Here is a 15,648-nt window from a genome sequence, read left to right on the forward strand (position 1 = left end):
AGTTGGAAATAAATGAGAGCAATTATATACTGCCGTGTTAGTACAGAAAAAGAATCACAAGAAACATCTTTAGTCAGACAGGAAGAAGAGTTGAGAAAACTAGCAAGTAAATCAGAATTTGAAATTGTTTCTGTTATTAAAGAACAAGCAAGCGGTTACGAACTTAATCGTGATGGCATTTTTGAAATGTTAGATATCTTAAAAAAGAAGCAGGCTGACGTTCTATTAATTCAAGATGAAACGAGGCTTGGTCGTGGAAACGCGAAAATTGCCCTTTTTCATGTAATTATTAAGGAAGGTGTAAAAATTTATTCTTTATCACATGATGGGGAAATTGAACTATCTGATTCAGATTCGATGGTCATTAATATTGTCGGAATTGTTGAGGAGTACCAGCGGAAGTTACATAATATTAAAATTAAACGTGGTATGCAGCGGGCAGTTGAAAATGGATTTCGACCACAAAAAAATCTGGCCAATCAAGGAATGAGTGGTGGAAGAGAAAGAAAAGAAGTTCCAATTGAAGAAATAGTAAAACTTCGAAACAACGGACTTACATTTGCAGAAATTGCAGCAACTTTACGAGGATTTGGTTATCAAGTTTCAAAAGCAACAATAAATCGAAGATATTTAGAATACAAAGCTGTAAAAGAAGATTAATCAAGAGCAGAGAACTTGTATTTTCGCTTTTTTTTTTATAACATGACACTATTAAAAGTAAAAGGGAGCGAAAATATGTTATCGAAAGAAAAGTTAGCTCGTATAAATGAACTGGCTAAGAAGGCCAAGTCCAGCTCATTGACAGTGGAAGAAGCGAAAGAACAATCTAAGCTGAGAAGTGAGTACTTAGAAACGTTTCGGAAATCTATGTCAAATACGATCGAGCATTTGACAATTATTGACCCAGAAGGAAACGATGTTACACCTGAAAAGCTTAAAAGTATTAAAGATTCAAAAAATCGTTTACATTAATAGATGAAATAAAAAGAATATCGGTTTCGATATTCTTTTTTTGTTTGAAGAATGAGCGGATTATTGAAGGAAGACAGGGCACTTTAATAAAGTATCTGAATTATTGTTGTTTTTATCAAAATGACACTATAATATAGTAAGGGTATACATAAAGGAAGGATGGTTTTATGTTAAACAAAACTGATGCACTTTCAATCAATACAATTCGTACACTGTCAATTGATGCTATTGAAAAAGCGAATTCTGGACACCCTGGAATGCCGATGGGCGCTGCTCCGATGGCTTACACTCTTTGGACCCAGTTTATGAATCACAATCCGAAAAATCCAACTTGGTTTAATAGAGACCGTTTTGTTCTTTCAGCTGGACATGGATCGATGCTATTGTATAGTCTTTTGCATTTATCAGGCTATGATTTATCAATGGATGATATTAAAAATTTCCGCCAATGGGGTAGCAAAACACCAGGTCATCCTGAATATGGACATACTGCAGGGGTAGATGCAACAACTGGGCCTCTAGGCCAAGGTATTGCAATGGCAGTAGGTATGGCTATGGCTGAACGTCATTTAGCAGGAACATATAATCGTGGCTCATATAATGTAGTAGATCATTATACATATGGTATTTGTGGAGACGGGGATTTAATGGAAGGTGTGTCTTCAGAGGCCGCTTCGTTAGCTGCTCACCTTAAGCTTGGTAGAATGGTCGTTTTATATGATTCAAATGACATTTCACTTGATGGGGATTTGGACAAATCTTTTAGTGAAAGTGTTGAAGGTCGTTTTAAGGCATACGGCTGGCAGTATATACGTGTTGAAGATGGAAATGATTTGAGTGAAGTCGCTAAAGCTTTGGAATTGGCGAAATCAGATGAATCACGTCCAACACTTATTGAAGTGAAAACTGTTATTGGTTATGGTTCACCTAACCGATCTGGTAAATCATCCTCTCACGGAGCTCCATTAGGTGCTGAAGAATTAAAACTTACAAAAGAGTATTATAAATGGACATTTGAAGAAGATTTCCATGTACCAAATGAAGTATATGAACATTTTAAGAAAGCGGTAGTAGAAGAAGGCGTTAAAAAAGAAGCCGCATGGGAAAGCTTATTTAGTGATTACAGAAGAGAATATCCCGAATTAGCGGCGCAACTTCAAGCAGCAATCAATGGCGAATTACCTGAGGGATGGGATCAAGACATCCCAGTATACGAAGAAGGGAAAAGTCTGGCTTCAAGGGCTTCAAGCGGTGAAGTATTGAATGCTATTGCTTCTAATCTACCAAGTTTCCTTGGTGGTTCAGCTGATTTGGCCGGTTCAAACAACACATTGATTAAAGCGGCTACAGACTTTGTCCCAGGTGAATATGAAGGTCGTAATATTTGGTTTGGTGTTCGTGAATTTGCAATGGGAGCTGCATTAAACGGAATGGCACTTCATGGGGGAGTCAGTGTGTACGGTGGAACATTCTTTGTATTCTCAGACTACTTGCGTCCAGCAATTCGTCTAGCTGCTTTGATGGGACTTCCGGTAACTTATGTATTCACTCATGACAGTATTGCGGTTGGTGAAGACGGACCTACTCATGAGCCAATTGAACAGTTAGCATCTTTGCGTGCGATGCCAAATCTAGGTGTTATTCGTCCTGCTGATGGAAACGAAACAGCAGCAGCTTGGAGAGAAGCAATTCAATCTAAGAATAAACCAACTGCGCTAATATTAACAAGGCAGAATCTACCTACTCTAAAACATACATCTGAACTTGCGAATGAAGGTGTTAAAAAAGGTGCTTACATCGTTTCTCCTTCTAGCAAAGCAGATGCAGATGTTTTACTGCTTGCAACAGGATCGGAAGTTAATTTAGCAGTTGCAGCTCAAGCAAACCTTGCGAAAGAAGGAATTGACGCAGCAGTCATTAGTATGCCGTCGTGGGATCGATTCGAAGCTCAATCTAAAGAATATAAACAAAGTGTCATTAATCCCGCAGTGAAAAAGCGTCTGGCTATCGAAGTTGCGGCTCCATTTGGCTGGGATCGTTATACAGGAGATGAAGGGGAAATTCTTGCAATTAATCATTTTGGTGCATCAGCCCCTGGTAATAAAATTATGGAAGAGTTCGGATTTACAGTTGAGAATGTTGTAAATCGAGTAAAAGCACTTTTAGAAAATTAATTTAGAATCAAGGATGTCTCAATAAACCTGCTACTTCAATATACGTAGTTTAAAATAGGTGTTTACAACACTATAAGCTGCTTATATCAAATGAGGTCAATGGTATTTGGGATATCCTTGTTTTGCTGTTTAAATGGTTATTGATTCAAAAAAAGAATTTTAATCACTTTCTTATTTTGGTAATATGTACTATAATTGTAATAATTTTTAGAAAAATGATGATTTCGACAAAAAAACAAGCTTTTTTCTCCATCAAACAACATATCTTTTTCACTTTCAAGAATATAATACAAAAAAGAATGTTAGGAGGCAGTTAAATGAGAAGCTATCAAATTTATTTAATCGAAGATGAGTTTGCCCGACATTATTTTGGTAGAGAAAAGATTTTTTTCAATTTGTTTTTGGAGTATATTCAATCATCTAACTGGCATAAGGATATTTTGCAAAAACAAATCGAATATATTACAAAAAAAATTCCTGCTAGCAACATTCATTATTCATTCGAACAAAGTTTACAACGTAAACAAGGATATCTGTCCCAAAATGGGGTATATTATTTAAAAGTAAAGAGTAATAGTAAAGCTACGGTTTATATACATGATCAATCCATTATTTTAAAAGCTGAAGGTGACTTTGACGCGGAAACTACTTTTTTTGAATGCATCCGTAAATGTGAGGCAAGCTTCCTTGCCATTGATTTTGAGAATAAACGCTACGGTTGGTTAAAACCGATAAAAGAAAGAAAATATGGATAAAAGGAGGACATGACCACATGGAGTATTGTATAATAACGATTGGTCTAGTACACTTAATGTAGACAACATGAAGGAGGAAATAATATGCTTTGGCAAATAATTTTAGCCGCAGTATTGGCTTTAATCGCTGGTGTAGCACTTGGCTTTTTCATCGCTAGAAAATATATGATGACTTACCTTAAGAAAAATCCACCGATTAATGAACAAATGCTTAAAATGATGATGATGCAAATGGGAATGAAACCATCTCAGAAAAAAATCAATCAAATGATGAGCGCAATGAACAAACAGGTAAAATAAATTTTACTTAAAAACATTGATATGACGGGGTTTACAAGGTGATAGAGGTAATGAATTATGAAATGGAAAGCTCATCTAATTACTTTATGAGTGAATCATTCTCCTTATTTTTTACCGAAATTACTTAATCCTTCTTTTTAAAACTAAAAACCATCTTTTCTGTTGAATGATTCAGCAGGAAGGGTGGTTTTTTTTGTGCTTTTGGAGGATATTTTAGCAGAATATATTTACCATTGTGAAGCCAAAGGATTTACGCCAAAGACAATGATAAACAAACGACAAGAATATAAACATTTCATGAAATATCTGATAGATAAAAGGGCTGTTAGTGAACTAGAAAGTATCACCGTCCATGAATTAAGAGCCTATTTTAGACTTAAGCAGAAAGGAGGATTACAGCCACAAAGCATTGTGTCCATGTACAAAATGATTAATGCCTTTTTCAACTGGTGCGTAAAGGAAGAGTATTTAGTAGAGAATCCCATGAAAAAGGTTGAGATTCCAAAAATTCCTAAAAAAGTTTTGAACGGATTCACGCAAGAAGAAGTACAAGCCATGATAGGAGCTTTTTCTTTCAACGATTATTTAGAGGCAAGGAACAAAGCTATTATCGCTATGATGGCAGATTGCGGTCTAAGAGCAATGGAAATTAGAGGATTAAAGTCGGCAAATGTAAAGGAAACGACGATTCTTGTTAATGGCAAAGGAATTAAAGACCGATTCGCCTATATTTCTCCTGCATTAAAGAAAATTCTAATCAAGTATGAACGACTGAAAAAGCAATATTTCATTGAAAAAGTAGCAATGGAAGACAACTATTTTCTCACGTACTTTGGAACTGGAATATCGCATGTAGGATTATACAATGTCATCAAGGAAGCAGGGAGAAGAGCAGGCGTAGAGGGAAAGAGGGTAAGTCCTCATACATTTCGTCATTTTTATGCGGTTCAGAGTTTAGTTAGTGGGAATTTGGATGTGTATTCGTTGTCACGCTTATTAGGTCATGCTGATATTTCCACTACACAAAAATATCTTCACTCTTTAAACGATGAACAACTTTTTGACAAGGCAATGTCTAGTAGTCCGTTAATGAACACAGGTAAAAAAATAAAATAAAAATAGAAAATCACCCTAACCTTTTCAACTTTTGGCGAGTAGGAAGGTTAGGGTGATGGGAAAAAGCGCTAATACTTAACGCTAGTAGAACTTTGATAATTATATCATATCTTCTCATTTGTATTAAGTGTTTGGTGTATTTTTCTCTTCTAAATGGGGGATTTTTAATGGAAAGATTTTTTACAATAGAAGACAATCAAACCCTAATTTATTTCCAGATGCCAAAGGTTTTAATGCTTGCGGAAAGATATAGGGATATGTCAAATGATGCCAAGCTTTTGTACATGTATTATTTGGACTTGAACAAGCAGTCAATGATGAATGGATGGAAAGATAAAGAAGGTCACTATTACATCAAATTCAGTGATGAAAAGGCTATGGAGTTCATTAGATGTGCTAAACAAAAGTTGGCGAAATTGAAAAAGGAACTAAGAGATTATGGTCTAATCAAAACTAAGAAAACAGGTCAAGGATATGTTGACAAGACCTATGTATTGAAACTTGAATACACAGATGATGATGTTTACGAGGTTAATAAGTCATTTAAAGACGTAGTTGACGACTCTAACGAAAAAGATAAGAAGGCAGAAGTACGAAAATCAAACTTCTTTACCGAGAGTAAGGATGAGCCAGTATCAAACACGCAGGCGTATGAAAATCAAACTCCTAGAAGTATGAAAATCAAACCTTTAGAAGTTCGGAAATCAAACTCTATTAATAAGAATAACTCTAGTAAAAACAATCTTAAAGAGAATAACTCTATTAATAAATCTTCTTCTTCTTTAACAGAGGAACAAGTTTATTTAGAGAACGAACCTTTTTCAAAAAAAGAAGAAGAGGAAATTAAAGGAAATATGGTATCGTTAGGAAATCAGATTGCTTCTAGTAACATTATGAAATCAAATAAGCAAATCAATAGCACTTTAAAGCTTATGATTGAGAATGGTATTTATAAATTTGATGCAATAGATATACATAGAGCCATTGAACATTACAAAGCAGAATGTTTTAAACGAGGTAGTATCGCACGACCGCCTAGCTTCTTTGTCACTGGATTTGAATTAAAGTGGAATGAAAGATACTCAAGAAGCATCGGAAACGACATTAAAAAGCAATATGAACCTAATAGAGTAGGTCAGTTACATACAGTTAAAGATGTCCCATTTTACAATTGGTTGGAGGTGTGACAATGTGTTAATTCAAGATTCATTGTGGAATGAATTAATGGAAAGATATTACGGTGATGAGTCCAAAACTAGAGATTTATGGATTATCATGATTGACATAATGCACTACTCGAGATTCGATAGAGTTAAACAACCATTTTATAGCAATCTATGTAATGGAAAAGGAGTTAGGAAGTTTAGGAAGAAAATTGAATGGCAATTGCGGTTGGAAATGATTACTATTATTGAAACCAAAGATAAGCAACTTTTTGATTTGCTATTTAAAGATGTCGAGGCTTGGATGACTGCCCAAGCAACCGAGTTGTTAAAATAGAAACATAAATTGAGAGCGAGAGAGACACATCTCAATACAAGAGATGCCTTTCTAGCGCACGTAATGAGGCTCTACGAGCCATTCTGGATGGCAGGGGCAGCCACTAATTCTATTTAAGTCTCACGGTGGCTATATGGTGAAGGCGTAATGACCTAAAATGTCGGACTTGTCAAAATAGCCTACCGACTGTAACTGAACAATTCGTTATTTTATAATAATACTCGCTAGAATATATAATTGTATCCGTCTACTCAAGTTTGAGCAATTAACATTACCGAAATGTTTGTAACCCTTGGGAGAGTGAGGCTAGGGACGAACTCTGCAAAAAAAGGGGAGTGTGCGGGACACAAATAAGAAGATGAAAAATAATAGAAATATATGTGGTAACCTGTGAATACAGCCACAGCACAAGAAAACGAGGACGATAATCGTCCCATTTTGGTACTGTAAGAAGAGGAGAAGAATATAAATAGAGAGAAATTTAAGGCGCACCCGAGTCGCTTCGCTTTTCGGGAGAGTCTTCTAGAATTGGCTTCTTGGTCTTTGTCACTTTTAGGGGAAGTGATATTTTGACCATGGCAGCAGTTGAAATGCTAAAGGCAATGGATGAAATGGATAATAGAGAGAATTAAATTATTAGATGTTCTCTTCTATAAACACTAAAACAATGGTTCTAGGAAAAATTCCATATGCGACTAGAAAAGTCAATCTATGTCCAGTATGTGGAGAACTACTTGGCATGCAAACAATTACCTTTAGAGATGTGATTTAAAAGTCTGTGCAACCTGTTTCTTTGAGAATGCACCCGATATATCTTCATACGAAGACAAAGACTATATATATCGGAAAAACCGTAATGCGTACACGAGCTATGGAAGACAGGGAAGAAAGAATTCTTGATTAATGAATATGGAAATAATAAATAAAGGTGATAGCAATTTATGAAACGAATGAATTGGTAATTAATTACTAAAACTTCGCTCTCAATTAAAAAAATGGTATAATATACTAAGGCGTTCAGCACTATGAATGCCGAACGCTTAACTATCACTTCGACAAGATGTGGTAGCCAGTATTACGAAATTTGATAGAAGTCAAAAAAGTAACTCAACCCTTCATACCATGCGACTGGCGAGGGAGGGTTACTTTTTTGTAACTGAGATTATTGCTTTGAGGCATTGATTAAAAAAACATGGTAGCACCTCAATCTACACCAATCTGGTGTGAAAAATCTCGATTCGAGACGGATAATAACTACGTTACTCTATTAATAGTGTTTACTTTAAATAGATTTTTCAATGCAAACCATTAAATTCTCCAAAATTCTTCAATTAGTTTACACGCAGATTCCCTTGTGAAATATTATCATTTCTTCGATATGAATTAGAACACTTATACAAAAGACGAAACTTTTTGTGAAAAAGTTCTTGACACGATATTTTGAAATTTATAATGAGAAACGTCAGCTTTTTTATGAGGGTTCTAGACCTAATTTATCAATATATCGATTTGATATAATAATATCAGACCTGTTAAGTTAACAATTTAGTCAATTAATAATGACTGTAGAAATTAATACACTCATTCCAAAGTTAGAATCAACTAGTGTATAAATATCTACACTCAATTATCTAGATGGTATCACTGACTGTAGAAATATACACACTCAACGGTACTCTAATAAGAAAAAAACAAGGTAATAAGAAAGAAACAAATAATAAGAGAATAGACGCTCGCAGGCGAGCTATTGTTTGCTTTCTTTTTTCTCTCTTCATCTTCAAATATGATAATAATAGGAAATTATCAATGGTAAAGGGTAAAACAAGGGGAATGAATAATGACTCTGAGGAGGTAATGTCAATTTAAAAAATTACATTACAAAGGAGTTTTACAGTTGTTAAAACAAGACGATTTACACATTCAAATTTCAAAAACAATTTTAAACCTAGGGGCAAATGAAGCTTATATCTATTCTATCCTTAGTAAGAGTTCCCTTCTTGATGGTGGTGCAATGGTGCATTTACCGCAGTTAGCAGAAATGCTTGGTATTGGTAATAGGACAGAAAACAGAAATAAGATTAAGCAATCATTAGAAAATTTAGGAAGTAATTTAGGATTTGAATATTACACGGACTTTCAGTTAAAGAAAAGTCTTAACCTGTTGGAACTGAAAGGCTCACAATACTTCTATGCTAAAGTCCCTTTAGTAGAGGACAATTTTGTAAAAATGTCTTTGAGGGATTTTAACAAATTAGTTTTCTTCCAAGAGAAAGAATGTAAACAAATGTTTATGTTACAATATTTGTACATTGTTGGTATGGTAAATGAGGGTGGAAAAGAAAGGAAAATTTCTTATCCTACTATAGAACAAATCGCTGAGGCAACAGGATTCGATAGAAAGACTGTAATTAGGTATAATGAAATACTAACAAAAAATGAAATTATTTACATTGAAACAGTTAACATTAAAGATAAATCTCATAACATATACTCTCGTTGGAGTGATAGAGAGGATTTAATAGAAGCGGCCGCTGAAGCAAAAATTACAGGTCGTATTTCTAAGGTTAGAAAGAAACAACAGGGAGCTGCTGTTGTTGCAAAAAAAGAAATTGTAGATATATCTAATATACAAAAAAGTAATAATACTGGTTTTGACCCGTCCGTTGACACAGCCTTAGAGGTTTTTATAAAAGCTGGATTAGCAATGCATAAGGGGACTAAATCAAAGATAGATGAGGCAATTGAAATCTGTGGAATAGACCAACTTATCATTGGTACCAAAGAATTGGAATTTACTTGTCGAAATAATGGTATTCCAGAGTCTGGGTGGGGTGGGTACTTCTCGAATAATATAATTTCAAAAGCAACTGAGCGTAAAAGACTGGTGGATGCACAAAAAAGAGCGAATGAAAAGTTAATGAACGAACCTACGAGTGTATTCCATGATTACGAAGCGGCATACAGAAAAAAACATTTGGAAAGTAAGGAGGGTACAAAGAAAAAGAAAGTTAAGACAGGTTTAGAAGATATTTTTCCAGAATTATATGGAGAGACAGAGCAAACTAAAAAAGATGATTGGATGATTGCATTACAAGCTAGATAACTTGTACGTTCAAAAGGCTTTTGCTGGGAGAAATAGGTGTAAGTGAAGGGGAGCTTTTATAATTCCCCTTTCTATTTTCTTTAAAAGGTCTGTATGTTTATGATACTTAAAACTTAATAAATTTTTGATTTTATTTATCCATAAAGGAGAATTTGACTTAATGGTAATGTGTAAGTACGGGCAAGCGTTATGCAAACCCGTATTTTTTTACGTTTATTTAACTAGATTACTAACTAATAACCTTTTAATTTCGGTAATTGATAGCCAAGGTCTTTTACGGTGTAGCATGCGGTGACAGTTAGCACAAACTAAGGCTATATCTTCTACCTTTGTTTGTTCATTTTCAGCCATTTCGGAAATAGGTTTTGTATGATGCCCTTCTATATACCCTTCGCCTATATCACCGTAATGTGCTTTAAAATCAAATCCGCATACCTCACAAAATAACTTGTCGTGCCGTTGCATAAACCGCTCCTTTGCAAGTTTTATAACTTCGGTATTACGTTCCCTTACTAAATGCTGTTTTAAAATCAGCTTCCCTTCTGGAAACCCCTCGTCATCTTCTGTAAAACCAACACTTTCAACTTTATTAAGTTTACGTATAACATCATCAACTGTACTAAAGCCGTATTCTAAAATTGCAGTTACTTCTGAATCAGTTATTTGCCTCCCAGACATAGTGCCATTATCAAATTTTACATTTATATTACTTAGATAAACGGGGTTATCAAATACTTGAAAATCCTTAAGAATTATACAACCTATTTTTCCCGTATATGTATCAGTATCAAACATTTCATTCATTTTTTTAACGAAACTTCTCTTATCTTCAACACCGTTGGAATTACGGTAGTTATCCCAAGCTTCATCTACCGTTAATACTTCATATCTTTCATATGTAGCCTTACCTAATACCGCCCTTTCGCCTTTAACTCTCTTTTCATTTTTTACTAGGAAAAAGAACGGTTCACCATGTGCTAATACTTTAAAATTATTGGTGTTTTTACGCCAAAAATTCACTTCTTTTAGACTTTCGTTATTTGATAAATACATAAACCATTCCCTAGTAGTAACGCCAATGTAACCTTTCATGTTTACTCTCCTTCTATTAAACTTATTTATTTTATCTGTAAAATATTGTACCAACCTGCTAGCGATATTGCACGGTAAAATAAAAAGTGCCTCTTTTAATAGAAGGTACGATAGCTGAAGAGAAAGATTCACATATTCTTTTAGATTTCAAAATTGGTTGAGCCTATCTACACTAAGAATAAACATAATTACATCAATTTTTATCTCATTATTTATCAAAAGATTAGGCGGTTTTAGATGTACTAGACTCAATAAGAGCATCATGTTGTAAAAGCCATACTCCAGTAATGGTTTTTACTTTGGAATAACAGTTACCGAATGAGTGTACTTATATGGTAACGATAATAAACATTTTACAAATACAGTAGTGACAAGGGTTTCTGTATGTTTGGATTGTTACCGTAAGAATGTTACTAGAGAAAATTAGGATTACACTTATTGAAACAAGAAAGTTAACCTAGTATAGGCTCTCCCTTATTGGATATTGGAGCGGATGAATGAACATGGGTTAGAATTCAAAATCTTTGTAAATGTATTGAAAATAATGGAATGTAACTGTTATAATTTTCAAAAAAGGTAAAAGCGTTTGATTACCTATTGATTGTACAAATAAAGGTGATTACAGATGGATATTATATTTAAAATACAATTGTTGCTTGTTGCAGGAACAATAGGGTGTACTATATCAGTAATAATATCGACTTTACTTGGTATCACACCTACCCCCATTACCTTCATTTTTCTTCCTCTTTGTTGGGTTTTAATGATTAAAAAGAATCTTGCTTGGAAAATGCTTTGGGAAAAATGGACAAAAAAGTAGTGTGCAAATAAGTACGGTGTAGGACTCCAAATAGCAAACCAATAGGAGGGTCTCTAAATCGAGGCTCTCTTTTTTTGTATATTGGAGCGGATGATTGAACATGAGGTCTGAATTCATTGCATTGTCATACAAACTAATAAAACCCGTCTTTTATTTTGTCTGACAAATATAGAAACTTAACTTGTATAAACAGAAAAAGCCATAACAAGTATTTTGCATATTGATTTGAATATCATTTATGTTTGCATTAAAAATTTAGGAGGTTTTTATACTTTGTTTGTCGAAATCCATACTATTACTTATTGGGGGAGATAATTTGTTAAAACTAAGAACGGAGTCATTAGAATGGGCATTGAAACATATAGAGAATTATGGTGATACCGATATTTTCCCAGTTCCTTTTGAATATGAAGCAATTAGGTATTTATGGGATACTAATACAAGAGAATTACCTAATGGCACGACTCTTAAAGAGTACTTAAGAAATCAAGATATGTTACAGTGGAAAGTAAGGGACTTTAGAAGGAGTCTTACACCAAAACATAAATATGGTTTTCGGCTATCCACTCAGTTAGACCCGTTGGATACGTTAGTTTATCTAGCTTTAGTTTACGAGATTGGTCACGATATTGAATCAAAGAGGATTCCTGTAGATACGAACGTAAGTTTTTCTTATAGATTTAACCCAAATGATGAAGGAAGAATGTTTGATTCAGAAATTCATTATGGAAGTTTCTTGAATTACTGCGAAGAGAAAGTTGATGAATTAATAGGTGATGAAAACATTAAGTATGTTGTAGTAGCAGACATAGCAGATTTTTTTCCTAGATTATACTTACATCCATTGGAAAATGCTTTAAGTTCTTGTACTACTAAAACTAATCACGCCCTTGCAATTAAACGTTTATTAAACAATTGGAATTATAGCATTTCTTACGGAATACCTGTTGGGCAGGACGCATCAAGATTACTAGCCGAACTTACACTTAATGATATAGATGAAGGATTGCTTAGTGAAGGTGTTGATTTTTGCAGATATGTTGATGATTTTAGAATATTTTGCTCTAGTGAAAAAGAGGCTTATCAACAGTTAGCATTATTAGCAGAAATGTTGTTTGAAAATCATGGTTTAACTTTACAACAGCATAAGACTAGAATAGTGACTGTGGATGAATTCAGAAGGGAATACTTAAAATCTAAAGAATCAGTAGAGATTGAGAGATTATCTGATAAATTTTGGGAAATACTTGAAGAGATGGGGATAGAAGACCCTTACGGAGATATTAATTATTCTTTTTTACCCGACGACATTCAAGAACAAATCGATAGTTTGAACCTTATGGCAATTCTTCAAGAACAAATTGACTCAGAAAGTGCCGATTCGAAAATAGTTGGGTTCGTTTTGAGAAGGATGGCTCAGTTGAGAAACACTGAAGCGTTAGAGTTAGTTTTAGAGAATATTGATAAATTATATACATCTTTTAAACATATTTTCGTGTACCTAAATGAACTAGAATTAAATGAGTTACAAAAGGAAGCTGTAAGTGAAAAACTAATTAGCATACTTGATGATTCTATTGTTGGTCATTTGGAGTATCATAGAATGTGGTTATTTAAAACTTTTAGCAATGGACAAGGATGGAATATCGATAAACTGGCAACATTCTACAATGAATATTTTGATGATTTTTCAAGAAGGAAAATAATATTTGCACTCGGTCAAGCAAATCAACAATCGTGGTTTAAGACTAGGAAGAGGAATATAATGCAATTTCCTAATTGGCAAAGGCGTGCATTTTTGGTTTCTGCTAAATGTCTCCCTGGTGATGAAGCAAGCCATTGGTATCGTTCAATTTTACCAAGATTGGATGTTTTGGAGATAGCGGTTGTAAAGTGGGCAGAGAGAAGGTAAACTTTGAAATGATTAACAATAGCATGATAAAAATAGGTTATTAATATTGAATCTATGGGCATTATGTTAGCCAGATGGAGTTCTATGTTAGTGTGTTAGTTTGATTTTTAGAAACCATGCACATCCACAAAAAAGCATTCGGTAAATTTCTGATACGACTCTCATAATTGGCTTACTGGAGAATACTGGGTAGGTAAATATGTTTGTAATAGACTGATGCAGTTCGAGGGCAATATCTGATGCGTGAAGTCTTCTTTCGCTTAAAAATAGGCATTATGTTGTCGAATGTAAACTAATACATAAAAATTTGCATTCGATAACATAATGTTATTTTGATTTTATTGTATTACAAGATATAGTGAATTAGCGGGGGAAACGATGTTTACGCTTATGAAAATGAAGTATTAATTGGGTCAATATGAAAAACACAAAACTAAAGTATTTATAGATAGGGGGGAATTGAATGGTTCAAAAAATGTATATGCTGACTGAGGAAGAGTTTTTAAAGATGCAGGAAGATATTGATAATATGGAACGAGTCTTACGTATAATTGATAAAGCTATAATACATGCAGAAGAATCCAATACTCTTCGAGGTCATAATGCAAAGTTGTTTTTGAGCATTGAGGATATTAAAGTTGCCTACACGACCTTATTGCAGGAGAAAAATCGAATGGGTAAGGGGGCTAATGTTACTCTTTACCTTGATGAAAAAGCACCTAAGAGTCAAGATGATTGGTATGAATTTAGAGTAGATAGCCACAAGAGGGGAGATGGATATTAGGTGAAGAAATGCCTAAGAAAAAGTGGGCAAGAAAACCCAAAAAATTGAGGCAGTTTGAGCTGCGAAACGACTGAAAAGAGCTGAAATTAATCAGCCTTTTTCCTGTTCATTCACTTGAATTTTATCTTTCTTTTTTACCCACTTAAACTTTAACTTTCCTTTCAGTTTCCATACACTTCTTCTAAGCTTCATCTTTCTAGCTTTCTTTTTAGCCTGCTTTTCATACTTTTCTTCTTGTGATAAGTTGATTAAGTAAAAGTCATCCACATTGACAAAAATTTGAAATAACTCAGCTAATGCATTAACTCCCATTTTTTCAATTCCTCTAAATTCCACAGGAGTACCTTTCTTTACTTTATCTATACCATTGTAGAAACTCTTTATAGAGTATAGTAAGGGGTCTTTTCCTAATTTATATAAGATGCTGTCATGATTATTGTATTTTTCTGTAGCTAAGCTGTCAGCTAAAAGGTCAAAATTGGCACGCTTTTTAGTATCTGGCTTACCTCCGAGTGCATTTACAATAGCAATAGAGTCATTTTCCTTTATCAAATTATTTAATACCTCTACATTGTAAGCAATTTCATGATAGATGATGTTTAAAGAAAGATTATCCTCTTTACTCTCTTTGATTGTCTCCCTTTTAATTTGCTCTTTGTTCTGTTTTTTCAGATTTGACCTAGTTACAAAGTAAGTTATGCCTCCCCCTGCTAATGTACCTGTTAAAACAGGTATAGTCTTTTCAAGTATTTCTATCCAATTCATAGCCATATTCCTCCAAGATGATTGATAGGTCAATTATACTGCATAATGGTATATTTTAGTGTGCATATTTTGTAACACTGTCAAAAAGTTGGAAGCTTTTTAGTTGATACACACATGCCAATTCGTGGCAGCGTTTACGGGATTGATGGTAGTTTTGTTTTTAGGATGGAGTCTGATGGCATATTTAAACTCACTGCGGTGTTGGTTTGTTTGTAGGTTAACGATACAGAAACCACTTTCATCCACACACAAGAATCCATTAAATTTCCGATACGACACAAATAATTGCTGCATTTTAGTGCAGAAAAGTGATAAAACATGTAGTAATAACCTATTTAAGTTCGACAATGATATC

At 34.1% G+C, this 15,648-nt stretch carries 13 protein-coding genes; 11 read left to right on the forward strand and 2 right to left on the reverse strand.

Features of this window, described 5'->3' with window-relative positions:
* Positions 1–12 precede the first annotated feature (12 nt).
* From V179_RS0106120 to V179_RS0106160, 9 genes are all read left to right on the forward strand, one after another.
* Entirely contained in the window at positions 13–660 is a 648-nt protein-coding gene (locus tag V179_RS0106120) for a YneB family resolvase-like protein (RefSeq protein ID WP_028390704.1), read from the forward strand.
* Positions 661–735: 75 nt separating this feature from the next.
* Positions 736–972 (forward strand): DUF896 domain-containing protein, encoded by a 237-nt coding sequence (locus V179_RS0106125; RefSeq protein ID WP_028390705.1) that lies wholly within the window; start codon positions 736–738, stop codon positions 970–972.
* Positions 973–1,139: 167 nt separating this feature from the next.
* Complete coding sequence (gene tkt / locus V179_RS0106130) at positions 1,140–3,146, forward strand: transketolase (RefSeq protein WP_028390706.1); 2,007 nt, start codon at positions 1,140–1,142, stop codon at positions 3,144–3,146.
* Positions 3,147–3,463: 317 nt separating this feature from the next.
* On the forward strand, positions 3,464–3,901 hold the full coding sequence (gene sirA / locus V179_RS0106135) for a sporulation inhibitor of replication protein SirA (protein ID WP_028390707.1): 438 nt from the start codon (positions 3,464–3,466) through the stop codon (positions 3,899–3,901).
* 84 nt (positions 3,902–3,985) lie between these two features.
* Complete coding sequence (locus V179_RS0106140; RefSeq protein ID WP_028390708.1) at positions 3,986–4,201, forward strand: YneF family protein; 216 nt, start codon at positions 3,986–3,988, stop codon at positions 4,199–4,201.
* Positions 4,202–4,396: 195 nt separating this feature from the next.
* Positions 4,397–5,317 carry a tyrosine-type recombinase/integrase gene (locus V179_RS0106145; protein WP_028390709.1) on the forward strand — a complete coding sequence of 307 codons (921 nt, stop codon included), beginning with the start codon at positions 4,397–4,399 and terminating at the stop codon, positions 5,315–5,317.
* A gap of 167 nt (positions 5,318–5,484) precedes the next feature.
* Positions 5,485–6,504, forward strand: a complete 1,020-nt coding sequence (locus V179_RS0106150; RefSeq protein ID WP_028390710.1) for a replication initiator protein A — start codon at positions 5,485–5,487, stop codon at positions 6,502–6,504.
* Between the two features lie 4 nt (positions 6,505–6,508).
* Positions 6,509–6,817 (forward strand): hypothetical protein, encoded by a 309-nt coding sequence (locus tag V179_RS0106155; RefSeq protein WP_028390711.1) that lies wholly within the window; start codon positions 6,509–6,511, stop codon positions 6,815–6,817.
* 1,894 nt (positions 6,818–8,711) lie between these two features.
* Positions 8,712–9,920, forward strand: a complete 1,209-nt coding sequence (locus V179_RS0106160; RefSeq protein ID WP_028390712.1) for a hypothetical protein — start codon at positions 8,712–8,714, stop codon at positions 9,918–9,920.
* 213 nt (positions 9,921–10,133) lie between these two features.
* Here the strand turns inward: V179_RS0106160 and V179_RS31525 are convergent, their stop codons facing one another.
* The gene (locus tag V179_RS31525) at positions 10,134–11,012 is read right to left on the reverse strand and encodes an HNH endonuclease (protein WP_235178969.1); all 879 of its coding nucleotides are present in this window, start codon (positions 11,010–11,012) and stop codon (positions 10,134–10,136) included.
* A gap of 1,136 nt (positions 11,013–12,148) precedes the next feature.
* Here V179_RS31525 and V179_RS0106175 point away from each other — a divergent pair.
* A complete protein-coding gene (locus V179_RS0106175; protein ID WP_028390714.1) occupies positions 12,149–13,744 on the forward strand; it encodes an RNA-directed DNA polymerase in 1,596 nt (531 codons plus the stop codon).
* 463 nt (positions 13,745–14,207) lie between these two features.
* On the forward strand, positions 14,208–14,528 hold the full coding sequence (locus V179_RS0106180) for a hypothetical protein (protein WP_028390715.1): 321 nt from the start codon (positions 14,208–14,210) through the stop codon (positions 14,526–14,528).
* A gap of 90 nt (positions 14,529–14,618) precedes the next feature.
* On the opposite strand, the gene V179_RS0106185 is transcribed toward V179_RS0106180, so the two are convergent.
* The gene (locus V179_RS0106185) at positions 14,619–15,293 is read right to left on the reverse strand and encodes a hypothetical protein (protein WP_028390716.1); all 675 of its coding nucleotides are present in this window, start codon (positions 15,291–15,293) and stop codon (positions 14,619–14,621) included.
* Positions 15,294–15,648 lie beyond the last annotated feature (355 nt).

Origin of the sequence: Bacillus cihuensis, assembly GCF_000504145.1 — a bacterium.
GTDB lineage: Bacteria > Bacillota > Bacilli > Bacillales > DSM-1321 > Peribacillus > Peribacillus huizhouensis.

Bases quoted from the DNA above. Each gene is read 5' to 3' on its own strand.
- V179_RS31525 (WP_235178969.1), bottom strand. From the start codon at position 11,012: ATGAAAGGTTACATTGGCGTTACTACTAGGGAATGGTTTATGTATTTA.
- tkt (WP_028390706.1), top strand. From the start codon at position 1,140: ATGTTAAACAAAACTGATGCACTTTCAATCAATACAATTCGTACACTG.
- V179_RS0106185 (WP_028390716.1), bottom strand. From the start codon at position 15,293: ATGAATTGGATAGAAATACTTGAAAAGACTATACCTGTTTTAACAGGT.
- V179_RS0106125 (WP_028390705.1), top strand. From the start codon at position 736: ATGTTATCGAAAGAAAAGTTAGCTCGTATAAATGAACTGGCTAAGAAG.
- sirA (WP_028390707.1), top strand. From the start codon at position 3,464: ATGAGAAGCTATCAAATTTATTTAATCGAAGATGAGTTTGCCCGACAT.
- V179_RS0106180 (WP_028390715.1), top strand. From the start codon at position 14,208: ATGGTTCAAAAAATGTATATGCTGACTGAGGAAGAGTTTTTAAAGATG.
- V179_RS0106150 (WP_028390710.1), top strand. From the start codon at position 5,485: ATGGAAAGATTTTTTACAATAGAAGACAATCAAACCCTAATTTATTTC.
- V179_RS0106120 (WP_028390704.1), top strand. From the start codon at position 13: ATGAGAGCAATTATATACTGCCGTGTTAGTACAGAAAAAGAATCACAA.
- V179_RS0106140 (WP_028390708.1), top strand. From the start codon at position 3,986: ATGCTTTGGCAAATAATTTTAGCCGCAGTATTGGCTTTAATCGCTGGT.